Genomic DNA, 26746 nt, shown 5'->3' with positions numbered 1-26746 from the left:
GTCACGGCCGGCAGGCGTAGATGCAGTTCTGCGGACGCGGGGACTCGAGCACGCTCACGTGCCCGAACCCCGCGTCCGCGAGCATTTCCGTGGCTGTCTCGGTGCCCCACATGGCCCCGAGCGCGGCCCCGCCTTCCGCAAGCGACGTCGTGGTGCAGTACATCAGGCTGATCGAGTAGCACAGTGCGGCCATCGGGTTGCCGACGTTGTTCTCGACGTGGCTCGAGAAGTTGGTGTCCACCATGAAGAACAGGCCGTCTTCGTCCAGGGCGTCACGGATCCGGCGCAGCACGACGTCGGGCCGGTCCTGGTCGTGGACGGCGTCGAAGGCGGTGATCACGTCGTAGTCGCCGACCAGGTGCGCAGCGTCCCCGACGACGAATTCGGCGTTCGGCAGGTCTTTGGTGGCCTCCCGCGCCTGTTCGACGACGTTTTCGTTGATGTCGATGCCGGTGAACCGCGACGCGGGGAACGCACGCGCCGCGACGGCGATGGCGTTCCCCGTGCCGCAGCCCAGGTCGAGCACGCGCACCCCGGCCGTGAGCCGGTCTTTCAGGCCGGGGACCGCGCCGAAGAAGCCGTCGACGAGGTGCTCGCGGTAGATGTGCTTCCAGCTGTCGCCGGTCTTCGCGCCGAGTGTTTCGAGATGCGGCCCGTAGGCCGACCGCGGGACGCCGCCGCCTTCGGCGAAGCTGCGTTCGAGATCGGGCAGGATGCCGGTGAAGGCGCTCAGCGTGAGCAGCGACGGCATGAGGTTCGCCGCGGTCTCGCCGAGCAGGAACTTCGCGTGCTGCGGCGGGAAGGTGTACTTCCCGGCGTCGAGGGTGAAGATGCCCCCGGTGACCATGGCGCCGAGCCATTCGCGGACGTACCGTTCGTGGAGTCCGGCGCGGGCGGCCAGTTCGGGGCTGGTGGCCGGCCCGAGAGCGGCGGCGGCGAGCAGCCCGGTGCGGTGCCCGACGCCGAGCAGCATGGTCAGGGCGCTGCCGGTGAGGGTAGCCGTGAGGTGGGCCGCGAAGTCCTTTTCCTCCATGCGGCCTGAGTCTACCGGCCGGGCAGACCGTCCGAAGTGGACGATCCGCCCGGCGCGACTGCCTGCGCGGTCGGCCGTTTCGGCGACTTGGGCGCGCCGGCAGCCGGACTGCCCAGGGCAAGCTCAACCGCCGACCCGGCTCCGGGCCGGTTGCCGTCAGGCTTCCTCGTCCTCGAGGCCGGCGTCGGCGAGCACCGCGTAGACCCGGCGCCGCGCGTCGGCGAGGATCTTCTTCACCTCGGCCACCTGCGCTTCCGTGCCGCTGTGCCCCACCTGGGCGGCCGCGCCGGACAGCTCGCCCAGCGCGTGCCACAAGGCGGCGAAGCGGTCGGCGTTGGGCGCCTCCTCGGGCTCCTCCCACAGGGCGGCGAACTCGGCCTCCCGCCCGGCGACGTGCTCCCGCCCGGCATCGGTCAGCTCGGCCACGCGACGGCCGCCGGTCTCGGCCGTGTGCACCAGGCCTTCGTCCTCCAGCTGCTGCAGGATCGGGTAGACCGACCCGGGACTGGGCCGCCACCGCTCGTTGGTGCGGCGCCGGATCTCCTGCATGAGCTGGTAGCCGTGCATCGGCTGCTCGGCGAGCAGCGCGAGCACGGCCGGCCGCACCGGACGGCTCGGCCCCCGCCCGCGGAACTCCTGGACCCGCTGGAACGGACCCGCCCCGCCGAACCAGCCACCAGGCCCGCCGAAGGAGCCGGGACCACCGGGGAAGCCGGGAAAACCAGGCCCACCCGGCGCTCCGGGCGGCCCCGGCGGCCGAGGGGGCTGCGGCGGGTGGGGCGGGTGGGGCGGGAAGCCACCGCGGGCCAGGTGAGGGCCGGGGTCGAAGTCCTCGTGGCCGGTGAACCCGTGGTCGTGACCGGGGTGACCGTGCCCACCGAACAGCCCGCCCCCGAAACCCCCGAACATCCGGTTCGCGCCTGCGCTCATCTCCATGGTTGCCTCCTCAGTTCGCCGTATCGCCGACACTACGACGATATATCGCCGTCCGATCGACGGCAACCTCCGGCTCGAATCGAACGCACCACACCGGCGAACGCGGGCAGGTCGACCCGGCCACGACCTCCCACCACCGCGCGGTTCCGGCAGACCTCAGGCCGCGACCCACACATCCGCCCAGCCCAGCTGACCTCAAGCCGCCCCGGACTGCACCGCCAAGGTCAACAATTCCGCCGCCGGCCCCGTCAACCGCCGCCCCGCCGGCCACACCGCCCGCAGCACCCGGCCCAGCTCCACCCCCGCGACCGCCACCGGCACCAACCTCCGCCCCGCGACCTCACGCACGACATCCAGCTCACTGATCACCGCCGGCCCCGCCCCCGCGATCACCGCGTTCCGCACCGCCGATGCCGACCCCAGCTCCAGCAACGGCGTCACCGCCCCCGCTCCCGCCCGGCGCAACGCCGCCTCGACCGTGTCGCGCGTTCCCGATCCCGGCTCCCGCACCACCAACGGCGTCGCTGCCAGCTCCGCCGCCGTGAGCGGACGGCGGCGGCGCGCCCACCGGTGGCCCGCCGGGACCACGACCACCAGGCGGTCCGCCGCGACCCGGCGGGTCGCCAGGCCCGGCCACGGCCCCGGCGACTCGACAAACCCCAGGTCCACCTTCCCCCGCGCGACCAGATCCGCGACGTGCTCGGAGTTCACCACCTCGAGCCCGACGTACGTGTCCGGCCCGGTCCGCTTCACCTCGCCGATCCACGCGGGGACGAAGTGCTCGGCCAGCGTCATGCTCGCCGCCACCCGCAGCTTCGCGCCGCGCTGGGTGCGCAGCGCCTCCGCGCCCGTGCGCAAACCGTCCACTTCGGTCAGGACGCGGTGCGCCCAGCCCGCGATCACCCGGCCGTCCGGGGTCAGCGCGGAGCCGCGGCGCGTCCGGTCCACCAGGGACAGTCCCAATTGTCTCTCCAAAGTAGACAGACGCTTGCTCGCCGACGGCTGGGCGATGCCGAGCGCCGCGGCCGCCTGGCCGATGCTGCCGAGGTCGTCGACGAGCACCAGCAGGCGCAACGAGTCCAGATCCGGTCCGGTCATAGCCTCAGTCTATGACCTCCGGCCGGACTGACGGCTACCGCGCGCCCGCGAACCCGGCGACGCTGGCAGCATGGCCATGACGTCGGCGAAAACCTCCGGTCTCGCGATCACCGCACTCGGTGTCGCCGCGGCGTACGCACTGAGCTCGGTCTGGCCGGTCGCGGGCGCGCTCACCGTCGCCGTCGTGCTGGGCATCGTCGCCGGCAGCACGCCGTTGCTCACCGACGAGCACCGCAAAGCCGTCGCCCGCCTCACGAAACGCCTGTTGCGCGCCGGCGTCGTCCTGCTCGGGCTGCAGCTCGCCGTCCCCGCCGTGCTCGCGCTCGGCGCCGGCACGCTCGCCGCCGTCGTGGTGACGGTCACGGTCACCTTTTTCGGCACCCTCGCCCTCGGCCGGCTGGTCGGGGTGCGGCGCGGTCTCGCCCTGCTCGTCGCCACCGGGTTCTCGATCTGCGGCGCGTCGGCGATCGCGGCGATGGAGGGCGTCGTCGAGCGCGAGGACGAAGACGTCGCGACCGCCGTCGCGCTCGTCACCTGCTACGGCAGTCTCGCCCTCGGCGTGCTCCCCCTGCTCGCGCACGTCCTCGGCCTCGACGCGACCCGGACCGGCAGCTGGGCCGGGATCTCGGTGCACGAGGTCGCGCAGGTCGTCGCGGCGGCCGGGCCCGCGGGCGCCGCCGCGGTCACCGTCGCCATCGTGGTCAAGCTGAGCCGGGTCGTCCTGCTGGCGCCGGTGGTCGCGCTGGCCGGCGCCGCCGAACGCACCCGCCGCGGCGGGCACACCCCCTTGGTCCCGCTCTTCGTCCTCGGGTTCCTCGCGATGGTCGCCGTCCGCAGCACCGGGCTCGTTCCCGCGTTCGCGCTCGACGTCGCGAAGACGGCGTCGACGCTCTTGCTCGCCGGAGCGCTGTTCGGCCTCGGCTGCGCCGTCCGGCTCGGCGCATTGCTGCGCGGCGGCGGCCGGGCACTGCTCCTGGGTCTCCTGTCCACGCTTCTCGTGGCGGCGACCGGCTTCGGCACGCTGGCCGCGTTCACCTGATGTTTCCCACCCGGTCATGAATAGTTCGTTATACGCCGGGTTGTACGGGTCTTCTACGGGCCGCGTCGACGCTACCGCCGAGACGTAGGACGTAGAACGAATCCGTAGGGAGCTTTCACCGTGAAGATCACCCGACTCGCCCAGGGCCTCCTGGCCGGGCTGCTGGGGTGCGCCGCCGTCGCCGTCCCGGCGGCCGTCGGCGCCACCACCGCGTCGGCCGACGTGGCCAGCACATTGGTGTTCACCAAGAACACCGAGGGCCACGACTGCTACCGCATCCCGACCATCGTCAAGGGCAACAACGGCGACCTGCTCGCCTTCGCCGAGGGCCGCAACGGCGGCGCCGGCACCTGCGCCGACCTCGGCGAAATCGACCTCGTGCTGAAGCGTTCGAGCGACGGCGGCAAGACCTGGAGCGCGCTGCAGACCGTCATCAAGGCCAACGGCGACACCAAGGGCAACCCGGCGCCGATCGTCATCCCGGGCAGCAACCGGATCGTGCTGCTGTCGACCATGCAGTGCTACACCAACCCCTCCTGCGGCCGCATCCCGCGCGTGTCGATCAGCGAGGACAACGGGAAGACCTGGGGCGCCCCGAGAGTGTTGACCACCGAGCTCGGATTCGCGAGCGCGCCCGGCTGGCTGGCCACGGGCCCGTCGCACGGCATCGTGCTCACGCGCGGCGCGCACGCCGGGCGGATCGTCGCCGGGATGAGCTACACGATCAGCGGCAAGAACACCGGATCGCTCGTGTACAGCGACGACCAGGGCGCGACCTGGCACCGCGGCGCCACCGACACGTCCACATCGGACCTGATGAACCCGCAGGAGATCAGCGTCACCGAGCTGAAGGACGGCCGCGTCTACGCCGCGGCGCGCAACGACGCCAACAGCGACGACAAGTGCCTCTCGGACGGCACGCACAACCGCGCGTTCGCGATCAGCTCGGACGGCGGCGCGACGTTCAGCTCGAAGTTCGCCTTCGCGACCGACCTCGTCACCCCGACGGTCGAGGGCTCCACGGCCCGGATGAGCGCGACCGACACCGGCGGCAAGTACAACCGGATCGTCTTCGCCGCACCGTCCACTTGCGACCGTCGCAAGGAACTGCGCATCCACTCGTCGTTCGACGAAGGCGCCAACTGGACGGGCACGGCGGGCAGCCTGCTCGTCTGGGGCGACGACGCGGCGTACTCGGACATGGTGCAGCTGTCGCAGTCGTCGATCGGCGTGCTGTTCGAAGCGGGCCCGGAGTTCCACGCGAACGACACGATCCGCTACGCGGCGGTGTCGGAAGCCCAGCTGGGCGCCCCGGCGTGCGGCGGCGGGTACAGCGTGATCGACCAGGCCCCGCTCGGCACGGCGGGCACGGTGTACCTGTCGTACAACGCGTCGAACGGCAAGAACTGCGTGAGCGCGATGAAGAGCACGAACGCGGGAACGGCGACGCAGACGTCGGCGTACCTGGAGGTCCAGGGCTCGACGCGGGTGACGGACTCGGGAGCGTTCTCGTACTTCGCGGGCCCGGTGACGGCGGCCGCGGCGGACAAGTGCGTCAAGTGGGGCGGCGCGGTGGACGGTCAGGCCTACACCAGCGAGTTCGAGCACTGCAGCTGAGGTCCTCGGGGCGGCCGGGTTGCCGGCCGCCCCGGTCGGCACGGCGGCCGCCCGCCGCCGTAACACCGTCATTGGGCCGAGTGGGTGACCCCGATGTTGCGAATCGTGGCCCCGGAGCGATGTAACCGACATGGTCTGGCCCGAGGACGACGCCCGGCACCGCGAGGTGCTGGCGGCTCTCCGTGCCTGGGCCCGGGAGATCGACGCCGTGCCCTACCCCGCCGGCCTGGACATCGATGCGCTGATGACCCGCTACTACGACAGCCTGCGCCGTGACGCGGACCCCGGGATGGAGCTCGTCGTCACCACCACCGCCGAGGCCGCGGTGCTCTCCGCGCACGGCGACATCGACCTGGCCGGCAGCCTGCGCCTGCGGTCGCGGCTCACCGAGGAGCTCGACCTGGCCCCGCCGGTCCTCGTCCTGGACCTGGCCGGCGCCACCCACTGCTCCGCCCGGGGCGTCGCCGTGCTCCTCGAAGCGACCGCGGACGCCCGCAAGGCCGGCGTCCCCTTCGCGATCGCCGGGTGCACGCCGGTGGTCCGACGGGCGATCCAAGCGCTGGGGCTGGCCGAGGCGCTCCCGCTGCACCTCACGACGGCCGAGGCGATCGAGTGGCTGAAGATCCTGGCCCGGTTGACGACGCTTCGGTGACCGCCCGCTCCGGGCCGGTCACCTGCGCGAAAGCCGTCGCCGCCCGGGTCTACCGAGCCTCCGCCGGGGCCGTCGTCACCGCCGACTCGCCGAACCGGATTCCCTTGGCCTCCTTGCCGATCGCCGTCAGGACCGCGACCACCACCAGTCCCGGCACGACTGTCCACACGAGAGCCGAGGAGTACCCGTGGGACTCCGCGATCGCCTGCTGGATCGGCAGGTTCAGCGCCGCCAGCAGGTTGCCCAGCTGATAGGTCACGCCCGGGTAGAAGCCGCGGATCGCGTCCGGTGACATCTCCGTCAGGTGCGCCGGGATCACGCCCCACGCGCCCTGCACCATGATCTGCATCAGGAACGAGCCCAGCGCCAGCATCCCGGCGCCGTGGTCGAACGCGAAGATCGGGATCACCGGCAGGCCCAGCACCGCGGCCGTCACGATCGTGCGGCGGCGGCCCAGCCGCTCCGACAGCGTGCCGAAAGTCAGGCCGCCGATGATCGCGCCGACGTTGTACAGCACCGCGATCCACGTGCTCGTCGACGCGCTCAGCCCGGCGCCACCGTTGTCGTGGGCCTTCAGGAAACTCGGGTAGACGTCCTGGGTGCCGTGGCTCATCCAGTTGAACGCCGTCATCAGCAGGATCAGGTACCCGAAGCGGCGGATCACCTTCCCGTTCAGCAGCACGTCCTTGACCGACGTCCGCGTCACCTTCAGCTTCTCCCGGGTCGCTTCCCAGACCTCCGACTCGCGCACCCGCGCGCGGATCAGCAGCGTGATCAGCGCCGGGAAGATGCTCAGCACGAAGATCCAGCGCCACTCGAGGCCGAGCGCGGAGTGGAACAGCAGGTACGCGAGCGCGGCCAGCAGGTACCCGATCGAATAGCCGACCTGCAGCAGGCCCGAGAAGAACCCGCGCCGCTCGACCGGGATCTTCTCCATCGCCAGCGCCGCGCCGAGGCCCCACTCGCCGCCCATGCCGACGCCGTAGACGAACCGCAGGACCAGCAGCATCGTGAAGTTCGGCGCGAACGCGCAGAGCAGGCCGGCCACCGAGTACAGCAGGACGTCGGCGATCAGCGGGACGCGCCGGCCGACCCGGTCGGCCCACAGGCCGAAGAGGAGGGCGCCGACCGGGCGCATCACCAGGGTCGCCGTGGTGATGAACGCCAGCTGGGTCGCCGTCGCGCCGAACGACTTGTCCTTCGCGATGTCCGCGAGGACGAAGACGACGAGGAAGTAGTCGAACGAGTCCATGCTCCAGCCGAGCAGCGCCGCGAGGAACGCGTTGCGCTGATCGGATGTAAGCGCTTTCTTGCCTCCTGCGGGCGCCGCCTGCCGTTCCGTCACGTTTGCCCCGTCCCGTCGGTTCTTCACCGGAAGACCTCAGGGCTGGTCTAGCACCCACCGGCCCGCGCGGGCAAGAGGGTCAGAGCGTCACACGCGTCCGGACGCGCCGGCCGACGTCGCGGGCCCACGCCTTGATCCGGTCCCAGTCGCGGAAGTCGCCCGCGCGCTGCCCGGACGCCATCAGCCGCGGGATCAGCCCGCGCACGGTCGCCGGGTCCAGCCGGCCGCCGAAGGTCGCGGTGCGCTCCGCGTCGATGCGCGCGGCGAGCAGCGCCACGTTCGCCGGCAGGCTGACCTGGTGGGTGGCGGCCCCCGGGCCGCACGGTCCGCTGTGGAACAGCCACACCGGGCGTTCGGCGAGCGCCCGGGCGTTGCGCTCCAGCAGCCGGACGGCCTCGGGCCGCCAGCGGTGGTAGTACAGGGCGCTGCCGACGACGACCGCGGCGTAGTGGCCCACGGTGGCGACGTCGGCGGCGTCGCGCACGTCCACGCTCAGGCCGGCTTCGCCGAGTTCGGCGGCGATGACCTCGGCGATCTGCCGGGTTCCGCCGTGGCGCCCGGCGTAGGCGACGAGGACTGCGGTCATGCGTCCCATTGTCGGCCCTGTCGCGCCGTCCTGCGCCGCGGGCCGCCCACGATCCGCCATACGGGCGCTCCGGCGTTGCTCTCCGTGGCTCCCGGCCCGTCTCGGCAACTCAGTCCGGTGAGAGGAACGCGGGTCGCTCCTCGGGATCGGGCGGGTCGTAGTACCGGTGGAAGACCGGCGTCTGGCCGCCGGACAGCGGCGGGACGATCCAGCTCCAGTCGGCCGGGCACCGCCGGCCGGCCCGCTCCTCGCGGTCCAGGTGGGACAGGAACCGCCGCGATTCGGTGTGGTGGTCGGCCATCGTCACGCCGGCGGCGTCGAACGAGTGCTGCACGGCGAGCGTCAGCTCGACCAGCGCCCGGTCGCGCCACAGCGTCCGCTCCGACGCCGTGTCCAGGCCCATCAGCTCGGCGACGACCGGCAGCAGGTCGTAGCGCTGCTCGTCGGCGAGGTTCCGCGCGCCGATCTCACTGCCGACGTACCAGCCGTTGAACGGCGCGGCGGGGTAGGTGACGCCGCCGATCTCCAGCGGCATGTTGCTGATCGCCGGCACGGCGTGCCAGCGCAGGCCGAGCCCGGCGAACCAGCGGTGGTCGGGGTGGGTCAGCGGCACCTCCAGGACGGCGTCCGCGGGGAGCGTGAACAGCCGCGGCTCGCCCGGCTCGGCCTCGATCAGCAGCGGCAGGACGTCGAAGGAGCCTCTGCGTTCCGGCGGCCGCCACCCGAGTCTTCGCACCCGCTCGGTGAATTCGGCGTAGCGCGGGTCGCCGAGGACCGAACCGTCGTCCAGGCGGTACCCGGCGTACCGGATCAGCTGCTCGTTGTGGATGCGCGGCCCCGGCGTGGCGGGCGTGTCCGGGGCGAAGACGGTGATCGTCGGCCGGATCCGGCCGCCGCGGGTGGCCTGGCGCAGGTGGGCGACGCACTCGCCGGCGATCGCGGCGGCGCCGGTGACCCGGCGCCGGTCGCGGATCCGGAGGCTGTGCCAGTACAGCCGGCCGACGCAGCGGGCGGAGTTGCGCCACGCGACGCGCGCGCCGTACGCCAGCTCGGCCGCGGTGTGCCGGTAGGTGCCCGTTTCGGCGATTTCCGCGCGGACCTGGGCGAGCCGGGTCTCGAAGCGGTCGCCCTCGTCGGCGGCGCCTTCGGCGAACATCCGGTCCAGGAATTCCTCCGCCGCCGCGGAATTGACGTTCTGCTCCCCCGAGACGCGTTGGTAGATCGGCAGCGAGGGTGTCACCCGCTCGGGTGTAACCGTCATCGAGCTTCCCCACTCTCCGGAATCGTGTACTGCATCCCGACGGAAAGGTTCACCGTTCCTCCGATGGTCGCCGGCGACGAGGCAGGCCGGAAGCCGCTGCCACCGCAACGCCTCCGGCCAGGCCGGGGAGAGTACCCCACGTTCTCGCGGACGCAATCCACCGGACGTGAACGGCGTCCCGCCGCGTCCGCAGATTCCGTTCCCGCCAGCGAAAACGCCGGAAAAATAACTGCTACCAAGCGTTATCCGGACATGCCGGACCGCATTTATCGTGAATCGATCACTGTGGACGGTCGAACCGGCGTGATCCTTTGCCGACCGACCGGTTTCGTCTTTTCGAGGGTATTCGTCGAATGGCCTTCTCCGGTGCCGGTCCCCCGTGTACTCGCGTGCCCGCGCGCGGCGCTAGAGTCGTTTTGTGCGCAAGATCCCCGTGGTCCTCGTCGCCGGGTTCCTCGGCGCGGGCAAGACGACGCTGCTCAACCACCTGCTCGCCAACCGCGAGGGCGCCCGGGTCGGCGTCGTGGTCAACGACTTCGGCAGCGTGAACGTCGACGCGCTCGCCGTGGCCGGCCAGGTCGACACCATGGTCTCGCTCGGCAACGGGTGCCTGTGCTGCGCGGTCGACGCGAGCGGGCTCGATGCCATGCTGGGCCGGCTCTCGTCGGCCGAAGCGGGGATCGACGTCATCGTCGTCGAGGCCAGCGGCATCGCCGAGCCGCGCGACCTGATCCGGCTGATGATCGCCAGCGAGAACCCGGACATCCGCTACGGCGGGCTGGCGGAGGTGGTCGACGCCGCCGAGTTCGAATCCGCCCGCGAGCGCCACCCCGAGCTCGCCGACCACGTGCGGCTGGCCGACCTCGTGGTGCTGAACAAGGCCGACCGGGTGCCGGCGGAGGAGCTGGCGAAGGTCACCGCGACGGTCGAGGAGCTGGCACCGGGCCGGCCGCTGCTGGTCACCTCGCACGGGCGCGTCGACCCGCGGCTGTTCTTCGACCCCGAACCCCGCGGCGAGCGCGTCGGCCAGCTGTCGTTCGACGACCTGCGCGAGCACGACCACACCGAGCACCTGCACGCCGCGTACGAGACGGTGACGTTCACCGCGGAGACGCCGCTGGCGCCGAAGGCGTTCGTCGACTGGCTCGAGCGGCGCCCGGCCGGGCTGTACCGCATGAAGGGCCAGGCGGACTTCGGCGCCGACGCGCGCTTCCAGCTGCACACGGTGGGCGGGTTCGTGCAGCTGGAGCGGTCGGCGTGGCCCCCGCGCACGGAGCTGGTGCTGATCGGCGCGGGCATCGACGCCGACGCGGTGCTCACCGAGCTGGCGGCGTGCGTCGCGCCGGACCCGTCGGTGGTCGACGAGCGCGGGTTGCTGCACATCCTCCGGTACCTGCCCGACCAGGCCTGACGCCCCGCCACGCCGAAGATCGGCAAATGCGCCCCAGGCGCGGGAGCGGCGACGGAGACTGGCGGCCATGACGACCACCGCGGTGAGCGCGCCACGCTGGTACCGGGTCGGCGTGCTGCCCGAAGAAGTGCCGTTGGCGCACTTGATGACCCGCTCCGGCGACCTGCGTTACCGGCGTTCGGCGTGCGGTGAGCGGGAATCCCGCAGCTGGAAGCCGGTGGACCTGACGACGTCGGAGGTGGCGCCCTGCCCGGCGTGCGTGGCGACGCTGCCCGCGCCCCCGGCGGGCATCCGCGTCGCGCCGTCCGGCGATGACCTCGGCCAGCTCTCGCTGGACCTGGGGGTCTAGGCGGTCAAGGTCTCCGCGAGCCGCTTGGCCGTGCGGAACGGTTGCGCGTTCCGGGCGACCACGGCCGTGACCGCGGCGCCTTCGAGCAGCAGCATCAGCTCGTCCGCGAGCGTTCCGGCGTCGGCGCGGCCGCCGCGTTCGAGCTGGGCGCGCAGGAAGCCGTGCAGCGCGGTCTTGTGGTGGCGGACGACTTCGCGGACCGGGTCGTCGGGGTCGGGGAACTCCGAGGTCGCGTTGAGGAAGGCGCAGCCGCGGTAGTCGTCACGGGCCAGCCAGGCCTCGTAGGCGTCGAACACCGCCAGCACCCGGCCCCGCGGGTCGACGTGCGCCTCCGTGATCCGGTCGATCTCCTCCTGCCAGCGCCGGTCGCGCTCCCGCAGGTAGGCGACGACGAGCCGGGTCTTGGAACCGAAGTTGCCGTAGAGGGCCGCCTTCGTCACGCCCGCCTCGGCCGCCACCGTGTCGACGCCGACGGCGTGGATGCCGTCGCGGTAGAAGAGCGTCGACGCGGCTTCGAGCACTTTCGCTCGCGCGGCGCCGGGAGGGGTGCGACCCACGGATTCTCCCCACTGATCGGTATGCCTCTGGCCTGCACTGATCGTATCATCGATTGACAACAGACAGACCTGTCTGTTTGGTGACGGTATGGCTCTCGATACGGAACGGACGGCCGTGTGGTGGTCGACCGCCGCGGCCGGGGCGAGCGTGATCGCCCTTTGCTACGGCTTCGCGCGCTACGCGTATGGGCTGTTCGTGCCGCGGTTCAGTGAGACGTTCGGGCTCACGGCCGTCGGCGTCGGCGTCCTCGGCGGCTTGTCCACGGCGGGGTACGGCCTCGGGCTGCTGGTGTCGCCGGCCACGTCCCGCCGGTCGGCGCACGGCACGGTGGTCCTGGCCGGCGCGTCGGCGACGCTCGGCCTGGCGCTGATGGCGGCGGCCCCGGGGGTGGTGGTGTTCGGGGCGGGGATCGTCGTCGCGGGCGCCGGCGCGGGTCTCGTTTCGCCCGGCGTCGCCCAGCTGATCGGCCGCACGGTCGGCGCGAGCGTGCGCGACCGGGCGCAGACGTGGGCGAACACCGGGACCGGGCTCGGGCTGGCGGCGTCGGCGTTCACGCCGCTGCTGGCGTTCGGCTGGCCCGCGATCTGGGCCGCGTTCGCCGCCCTGGGCGTGGTGGTGACGCTGCTCGCTTGGCGGGTGCTGCCCCGGGCGCCGGCGGTGCTGCCGGATTCCGTCCCGGCGCGTGGGATGGCGCCGCTGGTGGTCAATTCGGTGCTGATCGGGGTGACGAGCGCGCCGTACTGGACGTTCTCGAGTTCGCGGCTGGTGGAGGCCGGTCTGAGCCCGGTTGCGGTCACGTGCTGCTGGTGCGTGATCGGCGTGGCGGGGTTGTTCGGCGGCCTGTCCGGCCGGTTGGCCTCGCTGGTGGGCTTGCGGTCCGCGAACGTGATGGTGTGGACGTTGGCGGCCGTCGGGATCGGCTTGCTGGCCTTGCCCCGGCCGGGGTTGCCTGGGGCGTTGGTGTCGAGCGCGCTGTTCGGTTTGACGTACATGGCACTGACGGGGTTGTGCATCCTGTGGGCGGCGCGGCTGTTCCCCGAGCGGCCGGCGCGTGGGGTGACGTGGTCGTTCGCGGGACTGGGCGCCGGCCAGACGGCGGCGGCGCCGTTAGCCGGCGCGGCGGCTTCGGGGATGGGGCAGGCTGCGGTGTTCGGCGTGACGGCTTTGGTGGCGCTGGCCGCCTGGAGCCAGCTCTCGCCGCGGCTCGCACCGCCGGAGTGAGCCGATTGCCGGCCCACGGCCGCCTCGGTCGCCCGACCGGCTCGTGTCTTGTAGCGCTCTCGTGACCGAGCCAGACCCCAGCCGGACCGCCGCGGGGTTCTGCCGCGGTCTTGAATGAGTCATTCAAGACCTGGGAGGCCCTGAATGACTCATTCAAGACGCCGCAGCATCCATCGCCGCCACCGAGAATGCGCCGATCCGGCCTGCCCTCCCGACTTCGACCGGCCGCCGAGGCCCGGCTAAGCCAACTCCTTCTCGTAACAGACCGACTCCGGATCCCCCTCGTGCGGCGGGAAATTCGGCACCCGCCGGTACCCCGCCCGCTCGTACAACCTCATCGCCGCCGGCTGGCGGACCCCCGTCTCGAGGCGGATCCGCACCCCTCCCCCGCTGCGGGCCAGGCGCTCGGACTCCGCCACCAGCGCCGTCGACACCCCTGTCCCCCGCGCGTCCGGCGCGACGAACATCCGTTTCAGCTCGTACACGCCCGGCGAAACCGGCTCCACCGCGCAGCAGCCGATCGCGCGGGAACCGTCGCGGGCCAACAGGAAACGGCTCGCCGGGGCCAGTGGCCGGGGGCGTGCGTCCGGGGGCAGGTCGTACGCCACCACCAGCTCGGCCGTCATCGCCGTCAGCAGGGCCAGCAGGAACCCGTCGTCGGCCGGGCACTCCGCGACCGTGGCCACCTCACGCCTTCTTCGCCCGGCTCGGCGCCACCCGCGGTGGCTCGTTCGGCATCTTCGGGTACACCGGCGGCCACGGCGCGTCCATCAGCCCGTTCGCCATGTCTACTTCGGACATCTCCAGCAGCGGCTCGATCGACTGCGGCCGCTCCCCCGCTCCGGCCCACGGGTCGCCGCGCTCGGCCACGCGCGCCGGCACCGTGCTCAGCGTGAACGCGTCCGGTTCGACGCCGTCCAGTTCGTCCCACGCGATCGGCGTCGACACCTGGCCACCCACCCGGGGCCGCACGCACCACGTGCCGAAGACGGTCTTGTGCGGCGCGTTCTGGTTGAAGTCGACGAACACGCGCGAGCCGCGTTCCTCCTTCCACCACTGCGCGGTGATCTTCTCCGGGTGCCGCCGCTCCAGCGCCCGCGCGAGCGCGACGGCCGCGGCCCGCACCTGGAAGCTGTCCCAGCGCGGCTCGAGCATCACGTACAGGTGCAGCCCCCGCGACCCGGACGTCTTCAGGTGCCCTTCGATGCCGTGCTCGGCCAGGAACTCCCGGGTCAGCAGCGCGGCCTCGCGCAGCTCGTCGAACCCGATGCCCGGCGACGGGTCCAGGTCGACGCGCAGCTCGTCGGTCACCTCCGACGTGTCGGCCCGGTACGGCCACACGTGGAAGCCGAGACACCCCAGGTTCACCGCCCACAGGATGTGGGCCAGGTCCTTGGCCACCAAGGCGTCGCTCGTCGTGCCGTTCGGTGTCGAGACGACCGTGGTGCTCAGCCACGGCGGCGCGCCCTTGGGCACGCGCTTCTGGAACCAGTTCTTGCCGCCCGCGCCGTCCGGGTAGCGCTCCAGCAGCAGCGGACGGCCGCCGAGCCGGGCCAGCAGCGGCCCCGAGATCGCCCGGTAGTAGTCGACGAGGTCGAGCTTCGTCTGGCCGCGCTCCGGGAAGTAGACCTTGTCCGGGCTGCTGATCTTGACCTCGACGCCGTCGACGTCGAGCAGCATCGCCTCGCTCATCTCGCCTCCCCGAACAGCTTCGCGAGCTCGGCGGGCGGTGCCTCGTCGAGCTGGGCGTACGTGCACGACTCCGGCGTGCGGTCGGGCCGGAATCGGACCAGCCGCCCGCCGTGGCGGAACCGGCCGCCCTGCAGGTGCTCGTAGCGGACCTCCGCCACCCACTCGGGGCGCAACGCCTCCCAGGACAGGTCCTTCTGCGGCGCCCACCGGCTGTTCGCGCCCGGCTGGCGCCCGGCCGGCGGCTCGTACTCGGCCCACGACCGCCACGGGTGCCCCTCGAGCGCGTTCTCCCGCAACGGCGCCAGTTCCTCGACCAGCTCGGCCCGCCGCGCCTTCGTGAAACTGCTCGCCACGCCGACGTGGTGCAGCACGCCCTCCTCGTCGAACAGCCCGAGCAGCAGCGAACCGACGCCGACGCCGTCCTTGTGCCAGCGGAAGCCCGTCACCACGCAGTCGGCCGTGCGCTCGTGCTTGACCTTCAGCATCACGCGCTTGTCCTGCTCGTACGGCAGGTCGCCGGGCTTGGCCATGACGCCGTCGAAGCCCGCGCCCTCGAACCGGGTGAACCAGTCCTCGGCCTGGGCGGGGTCGTCGCTCAACGGCGTCAGGTGGACGCGCTGGAGACCTTCGGCGTCGGTGCGCAGGATGCTTTCCAGCTGCTTGCGCCGCTCGCGGAAGGGCGCCTCGGTGAGGTCGGTGTCGCCGAGGGCGAGCAGGTCGAAGGCGATGAAGCTGGCCGGCGTCTCCTCGGCCAGCTTGCGCACGCGCGAAGCCGCCGGGTGCAGCCGCAGCTGCAACGTCTCGAAGTCGAGCCCGGCCGGGGTGACCAGCACGATCTCGCCGTCCACGACGCAGCGCGGCGGCAGCGCGGCCGCCAGCAGCTCCACCAGCTCCGGGAAGTAGCGGGTCAGCGGGCGGTCGTTGCGGGAGCCGAGCTCGATCTCGTCGCCGTCGCGGAACACGACGCAGCGGAAGCCGTCCCACTTCGGCTCGTACAGCAGCCCCGGGTCACGAGGCACCTCGTGCACGGCTTTCGCGAGCATCGGCCGCACGGGCGGCATCACGGGCAAGTCCACCGCGCGAGCTTAAAACACGGGTACGACAATTCCTTGAGAAAGACAGAGCCAGGCGTGATACACACTCCTTCGTGACCACCGAACGACCCGAACCGCCGCTGACCGGGGGCGAGCGCGAGATGCTGCGCAGGTTCCTCGACTTCCACCGCGCCACCCTCGCCATGAAGTGCGACGGGCTGTCCGACGAGGACCTCCGCCGAGCGTCGAGCCCGCCGTCGACGCTGTCGCTGCTCGGTCTGGTGCGGCACATGGCCGAAGTCGAGCGCACCTGGTTCCGGCGGGTGATCAACGCCGAGGACATCCCGCTGCGGTGGTCCCCCGAAGGGGACTTCCAGGCCGCGTACGACGCGAGCACCTCGACGCGCGCGGAAGCGTTCGAAGCGTGGCAGGCCGAAGTGGAGCAATCCCGCAAGATCGAAGAAGCGGCCGAGTCCCTGGACGTCACCGGGCACCAGGCGCGCTGGGGCGAGGACGTCTCGCTGCGGCTGGTGATGCTGCACATGATCCACGAGTACGCGCGGCACAACGGCCACGCCGACTTCCTGCGCGAAGCCATCGACGGGGTCACGGGGGCCTGATGGACCTGCTCGCCTGGTTGCGTGACTCCGATCCGGCCCTGCGCTGGCAGGTCGAGCGCGACCTGGCGGGCGAACCACCCGAAGTCTGGGAGGCGACGCGGGCCCGGGTCGCCGCGGACGGCTTCGGCGCGCGGCTGCTGGCGCTGCAGGACGCGGACGGCCAGTGGGCGGGCGGCGCGTTCTTCCCGGCGGGCTTCCGCGGCGACGAGGCCCAGCCGTGGACGGCGACGACGTGGACGCTGAATTCCCTGCGCGAATGGGGTCTGGACGCTGCAGCGTTGCGCGGAACCGCGGAGCTGCTGGCCGAGAACTCCCGGTGGGAGTACGAAAACCTGCCGTACTGGGACGGCGAGGTCGACTGCTGCATCAACGCCTGGACGCTGGCCAACGGAGTCTGGCTCGGCGCGGACGTCGCGGGGATCGCGGAGTGGTTCGTGACGCACCGGCTGCCGGACGGCGGCTGGAACTGCGAGTGGGTCGAGGGATCGACGCGCTCGTCCGTCCACTCGACACTCAACTCGCTGAAGGGCCTCCTCGCCTGGGAAAGGGCCACCGGCGGCTCGGCCGCCACGCGTGCCGCCCGCCGAGGCGGCGAGGAGTACCTCCTGGAGCGCCACCTCCTGCGGCGGCTCTCGACCGGCGAGCCGATCTTGCCCGGTGCGGGTGAGTTCTCCTACCCGATGCGCTGGCGGTTCACCGCCCTGAACGCGGCTTCGTACTTCCGCGACGCGGACCGTCCCGACCCGCGCCTGACCGACGCGATCGAGCTGATCCGCGCGGCCCGGCAGCCGGACGGGACGTGGCTGCAGACCGAACGGCACCCCGGCCGGGTGTGGTTCGAAGTGGACGTGCCGCCGGGCGAGCCGTCGAAGTGGCTGACGCTGTTCGCGACCCGGGTCCTGAACTGGTGGGACGCCCGCTCACCGGCCTGATGCCAGGGTCCCGGCAAAGTCGGGTGGGGCGATGCTCCGCCCGGCACCACTGCCCGCGGGGCGCCGGGCCGAAGAGGCGCTTCGGCGGGACGCCGAGCTTCGGTGGTCGTGAACGACTCGTTCATCGCATCTGGCGAGGTGAACGACTCGTTCATGACGTTGCCGGCCCCCGGACCGGCCGCACCGATCCGACTATGCCGGGACCCCGGCGTCGGACGCGACGAACGACCCGTTCATGCCAACCGCCGCCTGAACGACTGACTGCCCACCGCCTCGCCACAAAGGCCGACGCCAAAGGCGAGAGGCCCCCGAGAACGTGCACCGACGAGGACCCAGACTCCCCCGCACCCCGATCCGAAGCCAGAACACGGCCGGCGGCGCCGGGTCAAGGCATCTTTCCCGCCTTGACGCGGTGTTGCCGGCCGTAGTCACCATGACAGCTTCGGGGTGCCGGAAGGGCTTTGACAGGACAGCTGCCCCCACCCCACCTCACGCGACCCGAATGCACGTCCCCAAGCCCCACCCCAAACGCCATGACCCATTCCAGTCACCTGACACCAGGGCTCCAGCAAAGCCGGCCGGGGCGACGCTCCGCCCAGCACCACCGCCCACGGAACGCTGGACCGAAAAGGCGCTTCGACAGGATGCCGAGCTTCGACGGTCATCAACGACTCGTTCATCACATCCGACGAGGTAAACGACCCGGTCATGACGTCACCGGCCGCCAGACCGGCCGCACCGATCCGACTTCGCCGGAACCCTGGGCCTGATGCCATGAATGACTCATTCATGTCGCCTGACGTCATGAATGAGTCATTCACGTCATTTCGGGACGCCCGTCAAAGCTCCGCCAGCACCAGCCCACTGCGCGGCTTGGGCGTGAAGTACGTGGCCTTCCGGGGCATCCGCCGTCCCGCCGCGTGCACGGCGAGGACGTCCGCGAACGGCACCGGCGCCAGCAGGACCACCGCGTCCGCGTCGGCCGGCACCGGGCGGCCCGCCGGCAGCGGCCGGACGCCCGGCCCGTCCGGGTCCACCCCCAGCGCGTCGGCGAACAGCACCCGCTCGACGACCTCGTGGTCGATCACCGGCCGCGGCCAGTCCGGGACCGGGAGCGGGATCCGCAGCACCGCCGAACCCGCGCGGACCACCGCTTCGCCCGGGACCGGCACCGCGTGCTCGTCGTAGCGGACGTCGAGGCCGGCCGCGGACCAGCGCGTCACCAGGTCCTCCGGGCCGAGCCCGGTGCCCGTCAGCACCCGGTGGATCGCGCCGATCCGCAGCTGCGGACCCGCCGTGACCAGGGCCAGCAGCGCGCCGTGGCCGGCCGCCGCGGCGGCCGCGACCCGGTGGTTGCCGTCGGCGACCAGGAGGTCGGCCGCGGCGACCGCGGCCAGCAGCCGGTTCTGCAGCGGGCCCGGCGGCACCACCCACAGCTCGTGCCGCCGCCCGGCCGCGTCCGTGGTGGACAGATCGGGCAGGCCGAGCCCGGCGCAGGCGCGTTCGACCTGCTCGGTCAGCAGGTCGCCGCCCGAGGCCGGGACGAGCATCGCCGCGCTCGTCGCGCAGCCCAGCCCGGCCAGCACGGCGGCGCGCTCGGCCACGACGTCGGCGTAGACGTCCTCGGTGTGCCGGACCCGCGCGGCACCGTCGTCGGTGACGGCCGCCGGGTCGACCAGGCAGAGCAGGCCGAGCGCCACGCCGTCCGGCCCTTCGATCCGGTAGGGCGCGACGAACTCGCGCACCGGCCGGTAGGACCGCTTGCGGAGCCGTTCGAGCACGGCCCGGGCGACCGGGACCGCGTCGGCCAGGCCGAGCCCGCGCGCCAGCGCCGCCGGCGTCCGGGCCGGGTGCTGCACGGCCAGCAGGCTGTCGGCGGCGCCCGGCGCGGCCAGCGCGGCGACCACGCGGTCGGGTTCGGCGAACTCGTCGACGTCGGGGCCGGGCACCGCGTCGCGCACCACCCACCCCTGCCCGATCGGGCGGATCCAGTCGCTCATCCGACCCATCTTCCGGGATGCGGACTGTGACGGAAATTCACTGCGGTCCCGGGGACCCGGATGGAATGCTTAGGGCAGCAAAGTAGTTGACCCCGGTCATGACCACCCCGAGGAGCAGCCCGCCGATGACGACCGACGCCGCCACCAGCGTGAAAGGGGTGGGCTTCCGGTCGGACCGCGGCCCGGTGCTGATCGCGGTCATGCTCAGCACGGCGCTCGTCGCGCTGGACAGCACCATCATCGCGACCGCCGTCCCGTCGGTGGTGCGCGACCTCGGCGGGTTTTCGCAGTTCCCGTGGCTGTTCTCGATCTACCTGCTCACCCAGGCGGTCACCGTCCCGCTCTACGGCAAGTTCGCCGACGTCCTCGGCCGCCGTCCGGTGATGTTCTTCGGCATCGCGGCGTTCCTCGTCGGCTCGGTGCTGTGCGGCGCCGCGTGGAGCATGCCGGTGCTGATCGCGGCGCGCGCGGTGCAGGGCATCGGCGCCGGCGCGATCCAGCCGATGTCGATGACGATCATCGGCGACCTCTACACCGTGGAGGAACGCGCCCGGGTGCAGGGCTACGTCGCGAGCGTGTGGGGCATCGCGTCGGTCGTCGGCCCGACGCTCGGCGGGGTGTTCGCGGAGTACCTCGACTGGCGCTGGATCTTCTTCATCAACCTGCCGCTCGGCGCGATCGCCGCGCTGATGCTGCACCGCAACTTCGCCGAGAAGGTGGAGCGCAAGGCCCACAAGGTCGACTACACGGGTGCGGCGCTGCTGACGATCGGCTGCTCGCTGGTGATCCTGGGCCTGCTCGAAGGCGGCGTCGCGTGGGCGTGGGGGTCGGTGCCGAGCGTGGCGATCTTCGTCGCGGGCGCCGTGCTGCTCGTGGGGTTCGTGCTGGTGGAGAAGCGCGCCGCCGAGCCGGTGCTGCCGCTGTGGGTGTTCACCCGCCGGATCCTGGTGGGCGGCAACCTGCTGGCCGTGGTGGTCGGCGCGGTCCTGATGGGGCTGACGTCGTACCTGCCGACGTACGCCCAGGGCGTGCTCGGCGCGGGCGCGCTGGTCGCCGGGTTCGCGGTGGCCGCGCTGACGGTCGGCTGGCCGATCTCGGCGTCCCTGGCCGGCAAGGTCTACCTGCGCATCGGCTTCCGCGACACGGCCCTGATCGGCACGGTGTTCGTCGTCGGCGGCGGCGTCCTGGTGGCACTGCTGGACGCGTCGTCGTCGATCTGGGCGGCGGCGCTGGCGGCGTTCGTCCTGGGGCTGGGCCTGGGCATGACGTCGAGCCCGACGCTGGTGGCGGTCCAGTCGGTGGTCGGCTGGGACCGCCGCGGCGTGGTGACGGCGACGAACCTGTTCAGCCGGTCCCTGGGCAGCGCGGTCGGCGCGGCGGTGTTCGGGGCGATCGCCAACGCGACGCTGGCTTCGCGGTTCGCTTCGCCGCCGGCCGAGGTGGCGGGCAAGTTGCCGCCCTCGGTGGACGCGACGAGCCTGGTCCTGGGCAGTCATTCGGATTCGCCGGTGGCGACGTTCGTGCGCGGCGCCTTGGCGGAGGCGACGCACTACGTGTTCGTCGGATTGTTGATCGTCGCGGCGGTCTCGGTGGTCGCGCTACTGCTCATGCCGCGCAAGACCGAGCAACTGGAGTTCTAGGCGCTCCGGACGGCCAGCGAACGCAGCTCAGGCGGCACCGGGCCCGGGTGCACGACACCGAGTCCCCGGGTGGCCCGCGTCATCGCGACGTAGAGGTCGGCCGGACCGGCCGCGAGGATGGCCGCCGGGTCGGCGATCACGACCTCGTCGAACTCCAGGCCCTTGGCTTCCGCCGGCGTCAGCAGCACGACGTCGTCGGTGAGGTCCGGCGGCACCGGCAGTGCCAGCGCGGCCGCCAGTTCCGCCGTCCGCGGCGCGATGATCGCCAGCTTGCCCTCGGTGTGTGCGCCGGCCAGCGCGGCGAGCGTGCCCGGCACGTCCGTGGCTTCCACCCGCCACGGCACCTCCCCGCTCTCGCGCACCGACCGCGGCGGCCGCACCGCCGGGTGGTGCGCGGCGAGCAGCTCGGCCGCGACGGCCATGATCTCGGCCGGGGTGCGGTAGTTGACGGTCAGCTCGGCGAGCCGGTGCGGCCGCGGCACGCGGTCCCACGACGTCGCGCCCGCCGCGGTCCCGGTCTGCGCCAGGTCGCCGACGACCGTCATCGACCGGGACGGGCAGCGGCGCGCCAGCATCCGCCAGTCCATTTCGGACAGTTCCTGCGCCTCGTCGACCACCACGTGCCCGAACACCGGGACGCTCGCGCCGACCAAGGCGGCGACCTCGTCGAGCAACGGGACGTCCGCCGCGCTCCACGGCGCCGCGACGACGTCGGCGGGCGTCAGGGGCGGCCACAGCTCGTCGAGCGCGTCCTGGACGCCGGGGTCGCCGAGCAGCGCCGTCCGCACGGCTTCCCGGTCCACGTCGTCCAGCAGCAGGCGCGGGCCGTCGTCGTCCTCGAGGCCGAGCACGACGCCCGCGCCGGCCAGGGCCCGCAGGTCGGCTTCGCTCAGCCGGCCGTCGGCACTGCCGCCGTCGAGCGCTTCGCCGGTCTCGGTGAACACGACCGCCTCCATGCGGTCGACGAGCTCCCCGGCGAGCGTGCCCACGACCTCCCGGTGGAAGACCAGCCGCGCCGGGTTGTGCGGCAGCCCGGTCTCCCGCGCCTTCCGGACGGCCCGGCGGACCACGGCCGGCTCCAGGCGCAGCACCTGCTGCTCGAACTCGACGTCGACCGGCTCGTCGGGCACCCGGACCGTCGCGCGCACCCGCCCGGCCAGCTCGGCCGCCATGTCCGCGCGGCCCTTGCGGACGGCGTCCTCGGCCGAGTCCGCTTCGCTCACGACGGCGCCGGGGACGAGGTCGGGGACGGTCGCCGTGACCACGCGGTCCTCGCCGAGCCCGGGCAGCACCTGGCCGATGTAGTCGAGGAACACCCGGCTGGGGCCGAGGACGAGCACGCCGCGGGTCCGCAGGTGCTCGTGGGTGTAGAGCAGGTAGGCGACGCGGTGCAGGGCGACGGCCGTCTTGCCGGTGCCCGGTCCGCCCTGCACGACGAGCACACCGCGCGCGCCGTCGCGGACGATCCGGTCCTGCTCGGCCCGCAGGGTCGTGACTACGTCCCGCATGCGCCCGGTCCGCTCGGCCGTCACCGCGGCGAGCAGGGCCGCCTCGCCGACGAGGCCGTCGCCCGGGGCGTCGGGGTCGAGGAGCTCGTCGTCGAGGGCGACGACGGTCCGCCCGCGCGTGGTGATCCGCCGCCGGCGCACGACGTCGCCGGGTTCGGCGGCGGTGGCGGTGTAGAAGGGCCGGGCGGCGGGCGCGCGCCAGTCGACCAGCAGGGCCTCGTCGTCTTCGAACAGCCCGAGCCGTCCGATGTGGACCCGGCGGCCGCCGGTCAGGTCGAGCCGTCCGAAGCAGAGCCCGTCTTCGACGGCCGTCAGCCGCGCCAGCTCCGCCCGCCACACGTCGGCCGCGTGCCCGCGAGCGAGCGCGGCGGCCGCTTCCTCGCGCAGCGCGTCGAGGCGGGCGTAGAGGGTGTTCAGGTGGTCCTGCTCGGCGGCGAGTTCACGCATGCCGACGAGGGTGCCCGCGAACTAGCGAGAAGTGCAGTCTTGTTCTTCTTGACAGCCTCAGCCGTCAGTTCTGGAGCGGCACCAGCTCGGCCTGGAACTTCTCCAGGAAGTCCTCGAAGTCGCCGTGCCCGGGCCGGATCACGAACTTCGACAGGCCGGCCTCGATGTACGCCTCCACCAGCCTCCGCGCCTCGGCCCAGCTCGTCGCCACGAGGTCGGTCACCGGTGCGTCCGGGTTGCGCCGGGCCGCCGCGGCCACCAGCTCGGCGGGCAGGCCGTGCTCGGCCACCGCCAAGCTGAGCCCGAAGTGGTCTTCTTCGATCTCGCGGCCCGCCCCGGCCGCGGCCTCCTGGATCGCCAGACGAGCGTCGCGCGCCTGGGCCGGGGTGAGGAAGCTGCCCAGCCAGCCGTCCGCCAAGCGGCCCGTCCGCCGGAGCGCCGCCGGAGCGGACCCGCCCAGCCAGACGTCCAGGCGCTTGGCCGGACGCGGGCCCAGTTCGACCTCGGACACCTGGAAGAACTCGCCGTCGAAGGACACTTCGTCCTCTTCGAGGAGCAGGCGCAGCAACGCCAGGGATTCGTCGAACACCGCCGCGCGACGGCCCGGCGGCACCGGGAACAGGTCGTGCTCCGCCGCGCGGGCCGGGCGCAGCCCGAACACCGGCAGTACCCGCTTCGGCGCCAGCCCGGCCAGCGTCAGCAGCTGCTTCGCCACCAGCACCGGGTGCCGGCCGGGCAGGATCGCGACGCCGGTGCCGACCTTGAGCTTCGACGTCCGCGCGAGCGCGTGGGTCATGCCGATCATCGGGTCGACTTCGGGCGAGTACACCAGCTCGGACAGCCACAGCGAGTCGACGCCGGCGTCCTCCAGCCGTTGCGCCAGCCCGGCGAACTCCGCCGGCCCGGTCCCCGCCGCCGGCGCGACACCCAGCCTGATCTTCAGCACACTGGGCACAACCCGGCTCGGTACCGGGGCATTCCTCAGGCCGTGGCGTCGATGACCCGGGTCAGCACGCCGTGGAGCGCTTCGAGCTCGGCGACGTCCATCCCGAGCGTCTCGACCACCTTGTACGGGATCTTCTCGGCCTCGGCGCGCAGCGCGCGGCCCTTCCCGGTCAGCTCGACCGTCAGCTGCCGCTCGTCCTCCCGGCTCCGGCTGCGCGTGACGTACCCGAGCGCCTCGACCCGCTTGAGCAGCGGCGACAGCGTCGCCGGCTCGTGGCGCAGCGTCGTGCCGAGGTCCTTCACCGACCGCGGCGAGCGCTCCCACAGCGCGAGCATCACCAGGTACTGCGGGTGGGTCAGGCCGTAGGGCTCCAGCAGCGGCCGGTAGATCGCGATCACGCTGCGCGAAGCCACCGACAGCGCGAAGCACACTTGCCGGTCCAGCTTCAGCGGGTCTTCACCCAGGTCGATCATGGCGCGATCCTAACGTGGCCCACGAGACAATTAGTACACTAACTATTAGTGTACTGTAGTCCTCATGGAACGACCTGGTGCACTCCGCTGGCTCGGCTACGCGGTCGGCGTCAAGCTGCCGGCCCGCTTCAACGACTGGGCCCTGCACGACGCGACGTCGAAGCACTGGCGGGCCCGGTACGTGCTGCAGCGGTCGGTCGGCATCGTGCCGCTGTGCACGGTGTGGCTGCTGCTGCCCGGCTCGATCTGGCTGCGGCTTTCGCTGGTCCTCATGGCCGCGCTCGTGGCGTACTTCTACTCCTGCGCGTACATGGAGGAGAGCGTCGAGCACCGGCTCGGCCGGCAGGGCTTCCCGCACCACACCGGCCGCCGCATCCGCGCCGAGGCAGCCGAAGCGAAGAACGCCGAGGCGACCGCCCGCTACCTCGCGCGCTACCGGACGCCGTCGGAGGGTTAGCTACAGTCGGGAGACGATGAGACGCAAGCTCCGGCCCCCGATCCCGCCCCGCCACGGGCTCGAGCCCGCCCGGCTGAAACTGCCCGACGGCGAGTGGCCGACGCTGCTGGCGCACCTCGTCGACCGGCTGCCGCGGGTGACGCCGGGCCGCATCGAGCAGATGCTGCGCGAAGAGCGGATCCACGGCTCCGACGGCCCGCTCGGCGTCGACACGCCGTACGCGCCCGGCTCGTTCATCTGGTTCCACCGCGACCTGCCGGACGAGGTGCCGGTGCCGTTCGAGATCCGCGTCGTGCACCGCGACGAGCACCTGCTGGTCGTCGACAAGCCGCACTTCCTGGCGACGATCCCGCGCGGGCAGCACATCCTCGAGACGGCGCTCGTGCGGCTGCGCCGGGACCTCGACCTGCCGCACCTCTCCCCCGCCCACCGCCTCGACCGCGTCACCGCCGGGCTGGTGATGTTCGTGATCACGCCGGAGCTGCGCGGGAAGTACCAGACGCTCTTCCGCGACCGGAAGGTCCACAAGGAGTACGAGGCGATCGCGCCGTTCGACGCCGCTTTGGCGCTGCCGCGGACCGTGCGCAGCCGGATCGTCAAGGAACGCGGGGTGCTGGCGGCTCAGGAGGTGCCGGGCGAGCCGAACGCCGAGACGTACGTGGAGCTGGCCGAGCACCGCGACGGCCTGGGCCGCTACCGGCTGGTGCCCTCGACCGGCCGGACGCACCAGCTGCGCGTGCACCTGAGCGGACTGGGCATCCCGATCCTCGGCGACGACTTCTACCCGACGCTGCGCGAAAAGCCCTTGGGGGACTTCACGAAACCCCTGCAGCTGCTGGCGCGGGCGGTGGCGTTCGACGACCCGGTGACCGGGACGCCCCGCCGGTTCACCAGCGGGCTGCGCTTGACCGCCTGGGACGACCTCACCGCGTGGGCGGCGCCCCCGGCGTTACCCGGGGACGCCGCGGGACTCAGGTCACGAGGTCGAGGGTCGCGCTCCGCTCGTTGAGGGGGCTGACCACCAGGTCGGTCACGCCGGCGTCCTCGTAGCGCTTGAGCGCGTCGGTGATCGCCGTCTCGTCCCCGATGACGACCGTGTCGGCCGGGCCGGCCAATCCGGCGCGGCCCAGCGAAGCGCGGTAGGCGGGCAGTTGCCCCACCGCGGTGAGCCGCTCGGCCAGCTCCGCTCGCGCGCGGTCGGGATCCGGGCTCAGCAAGGTGATCAGCTGCGCCACGACGCGCGCTCCGGGAGCGGTGCGCGGGGTGATCGACTCGGCGATCATCCGCGGCGTCGCCCAGGTGACGACCACCCCGTCGGCGAGCTCGGCGGCCAGTTCGAGCATGCGGGGCCCCAGCGCCGACAGCAGCAGGTCGGGGGCCGGGGCGGTGATGTCCAGCCGGGTGTCGACGGTGAAGAACTCGCCCCCGAACCGGACCGGCTCGCCGCGCAGGAGGGCCCGCAGGATCGTCAGGTACTCGCGGGTGTGCCGCAGCGGGGAGGTGTAGCCGAGGCCGAGCTGCTCGCGGACGTACCAGGCGTGGCTCGGGCCGACGCCCAGGACCACCCCGCCCGCGGCGGCTTGGAGGGTGAGGGCCTCGGCCGCGGTGGTGACCGGGTGGCGGGGATAGGTGGCGACGATCGCCGTCCCGATCTCCGGCGGGCGACGGCGCAGGGAAGCGAGCAGGGTGAGCGGATCCCAGCCCCCGGGCAGCTGGTTGGTCCAGAAACCGGTGAAGCCGCGGTCGGCGGCGTCGGCCGCCGCGGCCGCCACCTCGGCGGGAGAGGAAGGCTCGATCAGAGCGGTACCGATGTGCATGGACCGATTCCAGCTGCCGGGACACCCGGGAACCAGACCCACCTAGACTGTTCAGCGATCACTTTTCGTCATCG

26 protein-coding genes are annotated in these 26746 nt (G+C 72.4%); 11 read left to right on the top strand and 15 right to left on the bottom strand.

Going from position 1 to position 26746, the window contains the following annotated elements:
- Position 1: 1 nt before the first annotated feature.
- The 3 genes from ACERZO_RS47085 to ACERZO_RS47075 form a co-directional block, all read right to left on the bottom strand.
- Positions 2-1033, bottom strand: coding sequence for a class I SAM-dependent methyltransferase (locus tag ACERZO_RS47085; protein WP_372672511.1), 1032 nt, complete (start codon positions 1031-1033; stop codon positions 2-4).
- Positions 1034-1189: 156 nt separating this feature from the next.
- Positions 1190-1969 (bottom strand): PadR family transcriptional regulator, encoded by a 780-nt coding sequence (locus ACERZO_RS47080; protein WP_372672510.1) that lies wholly within the window; start codon positions 1967-1969, stop codon positions 1190-1192.
- A gap of 195 nt (positions 1970-2164) precedes the next feature.
- Positions 2165-3067 carry a LysR family transcriptional regulator gene (locus ACERZO_RS47075; RefSeq protein WP_372672509.1) on the bottom strand — a complete coding sequence of 301 codons (903 nt, stop codon included), beginning with the start codon at positions 3065-3067 and terminating at the stop codon, positions 2165-2167.
- A gap of 70 nt (positions 3068-3137) precedes the next feature.
- On the opposite strand from ACERZO_RS47075, the gene ACERZO_RS47070 reads away from it, so the two are divergent.
- From ACERZO_RS47070 to ACERZO_RS47060, 3 genes are all read left to right on the top strand, one after another.
- Positions 3138-4106 carry a YeiH family protein gene (locus tag ACERZO_RS47070; RefSeq protein WP_372672508.1) on the top strand — a complete coding sequence of 323 codons (969 nt, stop codon included), beginning with the start codon at positions 3138-3140 and terminating at the stop codon, positions 4104-4106.
- Between the two features lie 120 nt (positions 4107-4226).
- Entirely contained in the window at positions 4227-5723 is a 1497-nt protein-coding gene (locus tag ACERZO_RS47065) for a sialidase family protein (protein ID WP_372672507.1), read from the top strand.
- A 130-nt stretch (positions 5724-5853) separates the two neighbouring features.
- Positions 5854-6375: an STAS domain-containing protein gene (locus tag ACERZO_RS47060; RefSeq protein ID WP_372672506.1), complete on the top strand. Its 522-nt coding sequence runs from the start codon at positions 5854-5856 to the stop codon at positions 6373-6375.
- Between the two features lie 49 nt (positions 6376-6424).
- Here ACERZO_RS47060 and ACERZO_RS47055 read toward each other — a convergent pair whose 3' ends face one another.
- The 3 genes from ACERZO_RS47055 to ACERZO_RS47045 form a co-directional block, all read right to left on the bottom strand.
- The gene (locus tag ACERZO_RS47055) at positions 6425-7720 is read right to left on the bottom strand and encodes an MFS transporter (RefSeq protein ID WP_372672505.1); all 1296 of its coding nucleotides are present in this window, start codon (positions 7718-7720) and stop codon (positions 6425-6427) included.
- 79 nt (positions 7721-7799) lie between these two features.
- Positions 7800-8306 carry a flavodoxin domain-containing protein gene (locus ACERZO_RS47050; protein ID WP_372672504.1) on the bottom strand — a complete coding sequence of 169 codons (507 nt, stop codon included), beginning with the start codon at positions 8304-8306 and terminating at the stop codon, positions 7800-7802.
- A 109-nt stretch (positions 8307-8415) separates the two neighbouring features.
- On the bottom strand, positions 8416-9567 hold the full coding sequence (locus ACERZO_RS47045) for a nitric oxide synthase oxygenase (RefSeq protein WP_372672503.1): 1152 nt from the start codon (positions 9565-9567) through the stop codon (positions 8416-8418).
- A gap of 418 nt (positions 9568-9985) precedes the next feature.
- Here ACERZO_RS47045 and ACERZO_RS47040 point away from each other — a divergent pair, with 418 nt between their 5' ends.
- Positions 9986-10978 carry a CobW family GTP-binding protein gene (locus ACERZO_RS47040; RefSeq protein WP_372672502.1) on the top strand — a complete coding sequence of 331 codons (993 nt, stop codon included), beginning with the start codon at positions 9986-9988 and terminating at the stop codon, positions 10976-10978.
- 67 nt (positions 10979-11045) lie between these two features.
- On the top strand, positions 11046-11327 hold the full coding sequence (locus ACERZO_RS47035; protein ID WP_372672501.1) for a hypothetical protein: 282 nt from the start codon (positions 11046-11048) through the stop codon (positions 11325-11327).
- Here ACERZO_RS47035 and ACERZO_RS47030 read toward each other — a convergent pair.
- Positions 11324-11884, bottom strand: coding sequence for a TetR/AcrR family transcriptional regulator (locus tag ACERZO_RS47030; RefSeq protein WP_372672500.1), 561 nt, complete (start codon positions 11882-11884; stop codon positions 11324-11326). The genes ACERZO_RS47035 and ACERZO_RS47030 overlap by 4 nt on opposite strands.
- 88 nt (positions 11885-11972) lie before the next feature.
- Between ACERZO_RS47030 and ACERZO_RS47025 the strand changes: the two genes are divergently transcribed.
- Positions 11973-13106, top strand: a complete 1134-nt coding sequence (locus ACERZO_RS47025) for an MFS transporter (protein ID WP_372672499.1) — start codon at positions 11973-11975, stop codon at positions 13104-13106.
- Positions 13107-13345: 239 nt separating this feature from the next.
- Here ACERZO_RS47025 and ACERZO_RS47020 read toward each other — a convergent pair whose 3' ends face one another.
- Genes ACERZO_RS47020 through ACERZO_RS47010 form a run of 3 tightly spaced genes read right to left on the bottom strand, consistent with a single transcriptional unit; the run spans position 13346 to position 15874 of the window.
- Complete coding sequence (locus ACERZO_RS47020; protein ID WP_372672498.1) at positions 13346-13792, bottom strand: GNAT family N-acetyltransferase; 447 nt, start codon at positions 13790-13792, stop codon at positions 13346-13348.
- A 1-nt stretch (position 13793) separates the two neighbouring features.
- Complete coding sequence (gene ligD / locus ACERZO_RS47015) at positions 13794-14798, bottom strand: non-homologous end-joining DNA ligase (RefSeq protein WP_372672497.1); 1005 nt, start codon at positions 14796-14798, stop codon at positions 13794-13796.
- Positions 14795-15874 carry an ATP-dependent DNA ligase gene (locus tag ACERZO_RS47010; RefSeq protein WP_372672496.1) on the bottom strand — a complete coding sequence of 360 codons (1080 nt, stop codon included), beginning with the start codon at positions 15872-15874 and terminating at the stop codon, positions 14795-14797. The genes ligD and ACERZO_RS47010 overlap by 4 nt, the downstream gene beginning before the upstream one ends.
- A 71-nt stretch (positions 15875-15945) precedes the next feature.
- Between ACERZO_RS47010 and ACERZO_RS47005 the strand changes: the two genes are divergently transcribed.
- Positions 15946-16452, top strand: coding sequence for a DinB family protein (locus ACERZO_RS47005; protein ID WP_372672495.1), 507 nt, complete (start codon positions 15946-15948; stop codon positions 16450-16452).
- The gene (locus ACERZO_RS47000; RefSeq protein ID WP_372672494.1) at positions 16452-17384 is read left to right on the top strand and encodes a squalene cyclase; all 933 of its coding nucleotides are present in this window, start codon (positions 16452-16454) and stop codon (positions 17382-17384) included. The genes ACERZO_RS47005 and ACERZO_RS47000 overlap by 1 nt, the downstream gene beginning before the upstream one ends.
- Positions 17385-18223: 839 nt before the next feature.
- On the opposite strand, the gene ACERZO_RS46995 is transcribed toward ACERZO_RS47000, so the two are convergent.
- Positions 18224-19384 carry a DUF1015 family protein gene (locus tag ACERZO_RS46995; protein ID WP_372672493.1) on the bottom strand — a complete coding sequence of 387 codons (1161 nt, stop codon included), beginning with the start codon at positions 19382-19384 and terminating at the stop codon, positions 18224-18226.
- Between the two features lie 125 nt (positions 19385-19509).
- Between ACERZO_RS46995 and ACERZO_RS46990 the strand changes: the two genes are divergently transcribed.
- Positions 19510-21024 carry an MDR family MFS transporter gene (locus tag ACERZO_RS46990; RefSeq protein ID WP_372672492.1) on the top strand — a complete coding sequence of 505 codons (1515 nt, stop codon included), beginning with the start codon at positions 19510-19512 and terminating at the stop codon, positions 21022-21024.
- Here ACERZO_RS46990 and ACERZO_RS46985 read toward each other — a convergent pair.
- The 3 genes from ACERZO_RS46985 to ACERZO_RS46975 all read right to left on the bottom strand — a co-directional run bounded on the left by ACERZO_RS46985 (position 21021) and on the right by ACERZO_RS46975 (position 24398).
- Entirely contained in the window at positions 21021-22979 is a 1959-nt protein-coding gene (locus ACERZO_RS46985) for a HelD family protein (RefSeq protein ID WP_372672491.1), read from the bottom strand. The two genes, ACERZO_RS46990 and ACERZO_RS46985, sit on opposite strands and share 4 nt — an antisense overlap.
- A gap of 64 nt (positions 22980-23043) precedes the next feature.
- Complete coding sequence (locus tag ACERZO_RS46980) at positions 23044-23925, bottom strand: TIGR03854 family LLM class F420-dependent oxidoreductase (RefSeq protein ID WP_372672550.1); 882 nt, start codon at positions 23923-23925, stop codon at positions 23044-23046.
- 35 nt (positions 23926-23960) lie between these two features.
- Complete coding sequence (locus tag ACERZO_RS46975; protein ID WP_372672490.1) at positions 23961-24398, bottom strand: MarR family winged helix-turn-helix transcriptional regulator; 438 nt, start codon at positions 24396-24398, stop codon at positions 23961-23963.
- 64 nt (positions 24399-24462) lie between these two features.
- Between ACERZO_RS46975 and ACERZO_RS46970 the strand changes: the two genes are divergently transcribed.
- Both ACERZO_RS46970 and ACERZO_RS46965 read left to right on the top strand, forming a co-directional pair.
- Complete coding sequence (locus ACERZO_RS46970) at positions 24463-24855, top strand: DUF5313 domain-containing protein (RefSeq protein ID WP_372672489.1); 393 nt, start codon at positions 24463-24465, stop codon at positions 24853-24855.
- Between the two features lie 16 nt (positions 24856-24871).
- A complete protein-coding gene (locus ACERZO_RS46965; protein WP_372672488.1) occupies positions 24872-25864 on the top strand; it encodes an RluA family pseudouridine synthase in 993 nt (330 codons plus the stop codon).
- Here ACERZO_RS46965 and ACERZO_RS46960 read toward each other — a convergent pair.
- A complete protein-coding gene (locus tag ACERZO_RS46960) occupies positions 25827-26672 on the bottom strand; it encodes an LLM class flavin-dependent oxidoreductase (RefSeq protein WP_372672487.1) in 846 nt (281 codons plus the stop codon). The two genes, ACERZO_RS46965 and ACERZO_RS46960, sit on opposite strands and share 38 nt — an antisense overlap.
- Positions 26673-26746: the final 74 nt, after the last annotated feature.

This window comes from Amycolatopsis kentuckyensis (genome assembly GCF_041679295.1).
GTDB lineage: Bacteria > Actinomycetota > Actinomycetes > Mycobacteriales > Pseudonocardiaceae > Amycolatopsis > Amycolatopsis kentuckyensis_A.
This window is presented reverse-complemented; position numbering and strand designations above follow the sequence as displayed.

Excerpts from the sequence above, each read along its gene's own strand:
- ACERZO_RS47085 (WP_372672511.1), bottom strand. The coding sequence starts at position 1,033 with ATGGAGGAAAAGGACTTCGCGGCCCACCTCACGGCTACCCTCACCGGC.
- ACERZO_RS47080 (WP_372672510.1), bottom strand. The coding sequence starts at position 1,969 with ATGGAGATGAGCGCAGGCGCGAACCGGATGTTCGGGGGTTTCGGGGGC.
- ACERZO_RS47075 (WP_372672509.1), bottom strand. The coding sequence starts at position 3,067 with ATGACCGGACCGGATCTGGACTCGTTGCGCCTGCTGGTGCTCGTCGAC.
- ACERZO_RS47070 (WP_372672508.1), top strand. The coding sequence starts at position 3,138 with ATGGCCATGACGTCGGCGAAAACCTCCGGTCTCGCGATCACCGCACTC.
- ACERZO_RS47060 (WP_372672506.1), top strand. The coding sequence starts at position 5,854 with ATGGTCTGGCCCGAGGACGACGCCCGGCACCGCGAGGTGCTGGCGGCT.
- ACERZO_RS47050 (WP_372672504.1), bottom strand. The coding sequence starts at position 8,306 with ATGACCGCAGTCCTCGTCGCCTACGCCGGGCGCCACGGCGGAACCCGG.
- ACERZO_RS47045 (WP_372672503.1), bottom strand. The coding sequence starts at position 9,567 with ATGACGGTTACACCCGAGCGGGTGACACCCTCGCTGCCGATCTACCAA.
- ACERZO_RS47035 (WP_372672501.1), top strand. The coding sequence starts at position 11,046 with ATGACGACCACCGCGGTGAGCGCGCCACGCTGGTACCGGGTCGGCGTG.
- ACERZO_RS47025 (WP_372672499.1), top strand. The coding sequence starts at position 11,973 with ATGGCTCTCGATACGGAACGGACGGCCGTGTGGTGGTCGACCGCCGCG.
- ligD (WP_372672497.1), bottom strand. The coding sequence starts at position 14,798 with ATGAGCGAGGCGATGCTGCTCGACGTCGACGGCGTCGAGGTCAAGATC.
- ACERZO_RS47000 (WP_372672494.1), top strand. The coding sequence starts at position 16,452 with ATGGACCTGCTCGCCTGGTTGCGTGACTCCGATCCGGCCCTGCGCTGG.
- ACERZO_RS46995 (WP_372672493.1), bottom strand. The coding sequence starts at position 19,384 with ATGAGCGACTGGATCCGCCCGATCGGGCAGGGGTGGGTGGTGCGCGAC.
- ACERZO_RS46990 (WP_372672492.1), top strand. The coding sequence starts at position 19,510 with ATGACGACCGACGCCGCCACCAGCGTGAAAGGGGTGGGCTTCCGGTCG.
- ACERZO_RS46985 (WP_372672491.1), bottom strand. The coding sequence starts at position 22,979 with ATGCGTGAACTCGCCGCCGAGCAGGACCACCTGAACACCCTCTACGCC.
- ACERZO_RS46975 (WP_372672490.1), bottom strand. The coding sequence starts at position 24,398 with ATGATCGACCTGGGTGAAGACCCGCTGAAGCTGGACCGGCAAGTGTGC.
- ACERZO_RS46970 (WP_372672489.1), top strand. The coding sequence starts at position 24,463 with ATGGAACGACCTGGTGCACTCCGCTGGCTCGGCTACGCGGTCGGCGTC.
- ACERZO_RS46965 (WP_372672488.1), top strand. The coding sequence starts at position 24,872 with ATGAGACGCAAGCTCCGGCCCCCGATCCCGCCCCGCCACGGGCTCGAG.
- ACERZO_RS46960 (WP_372672487.1), bottom strand. The coding sequence starts at position 26,672 with ATGCACATCGGTACCGCTCTGATCGAGCCTTCCTCTCCCGCCGAGGTG.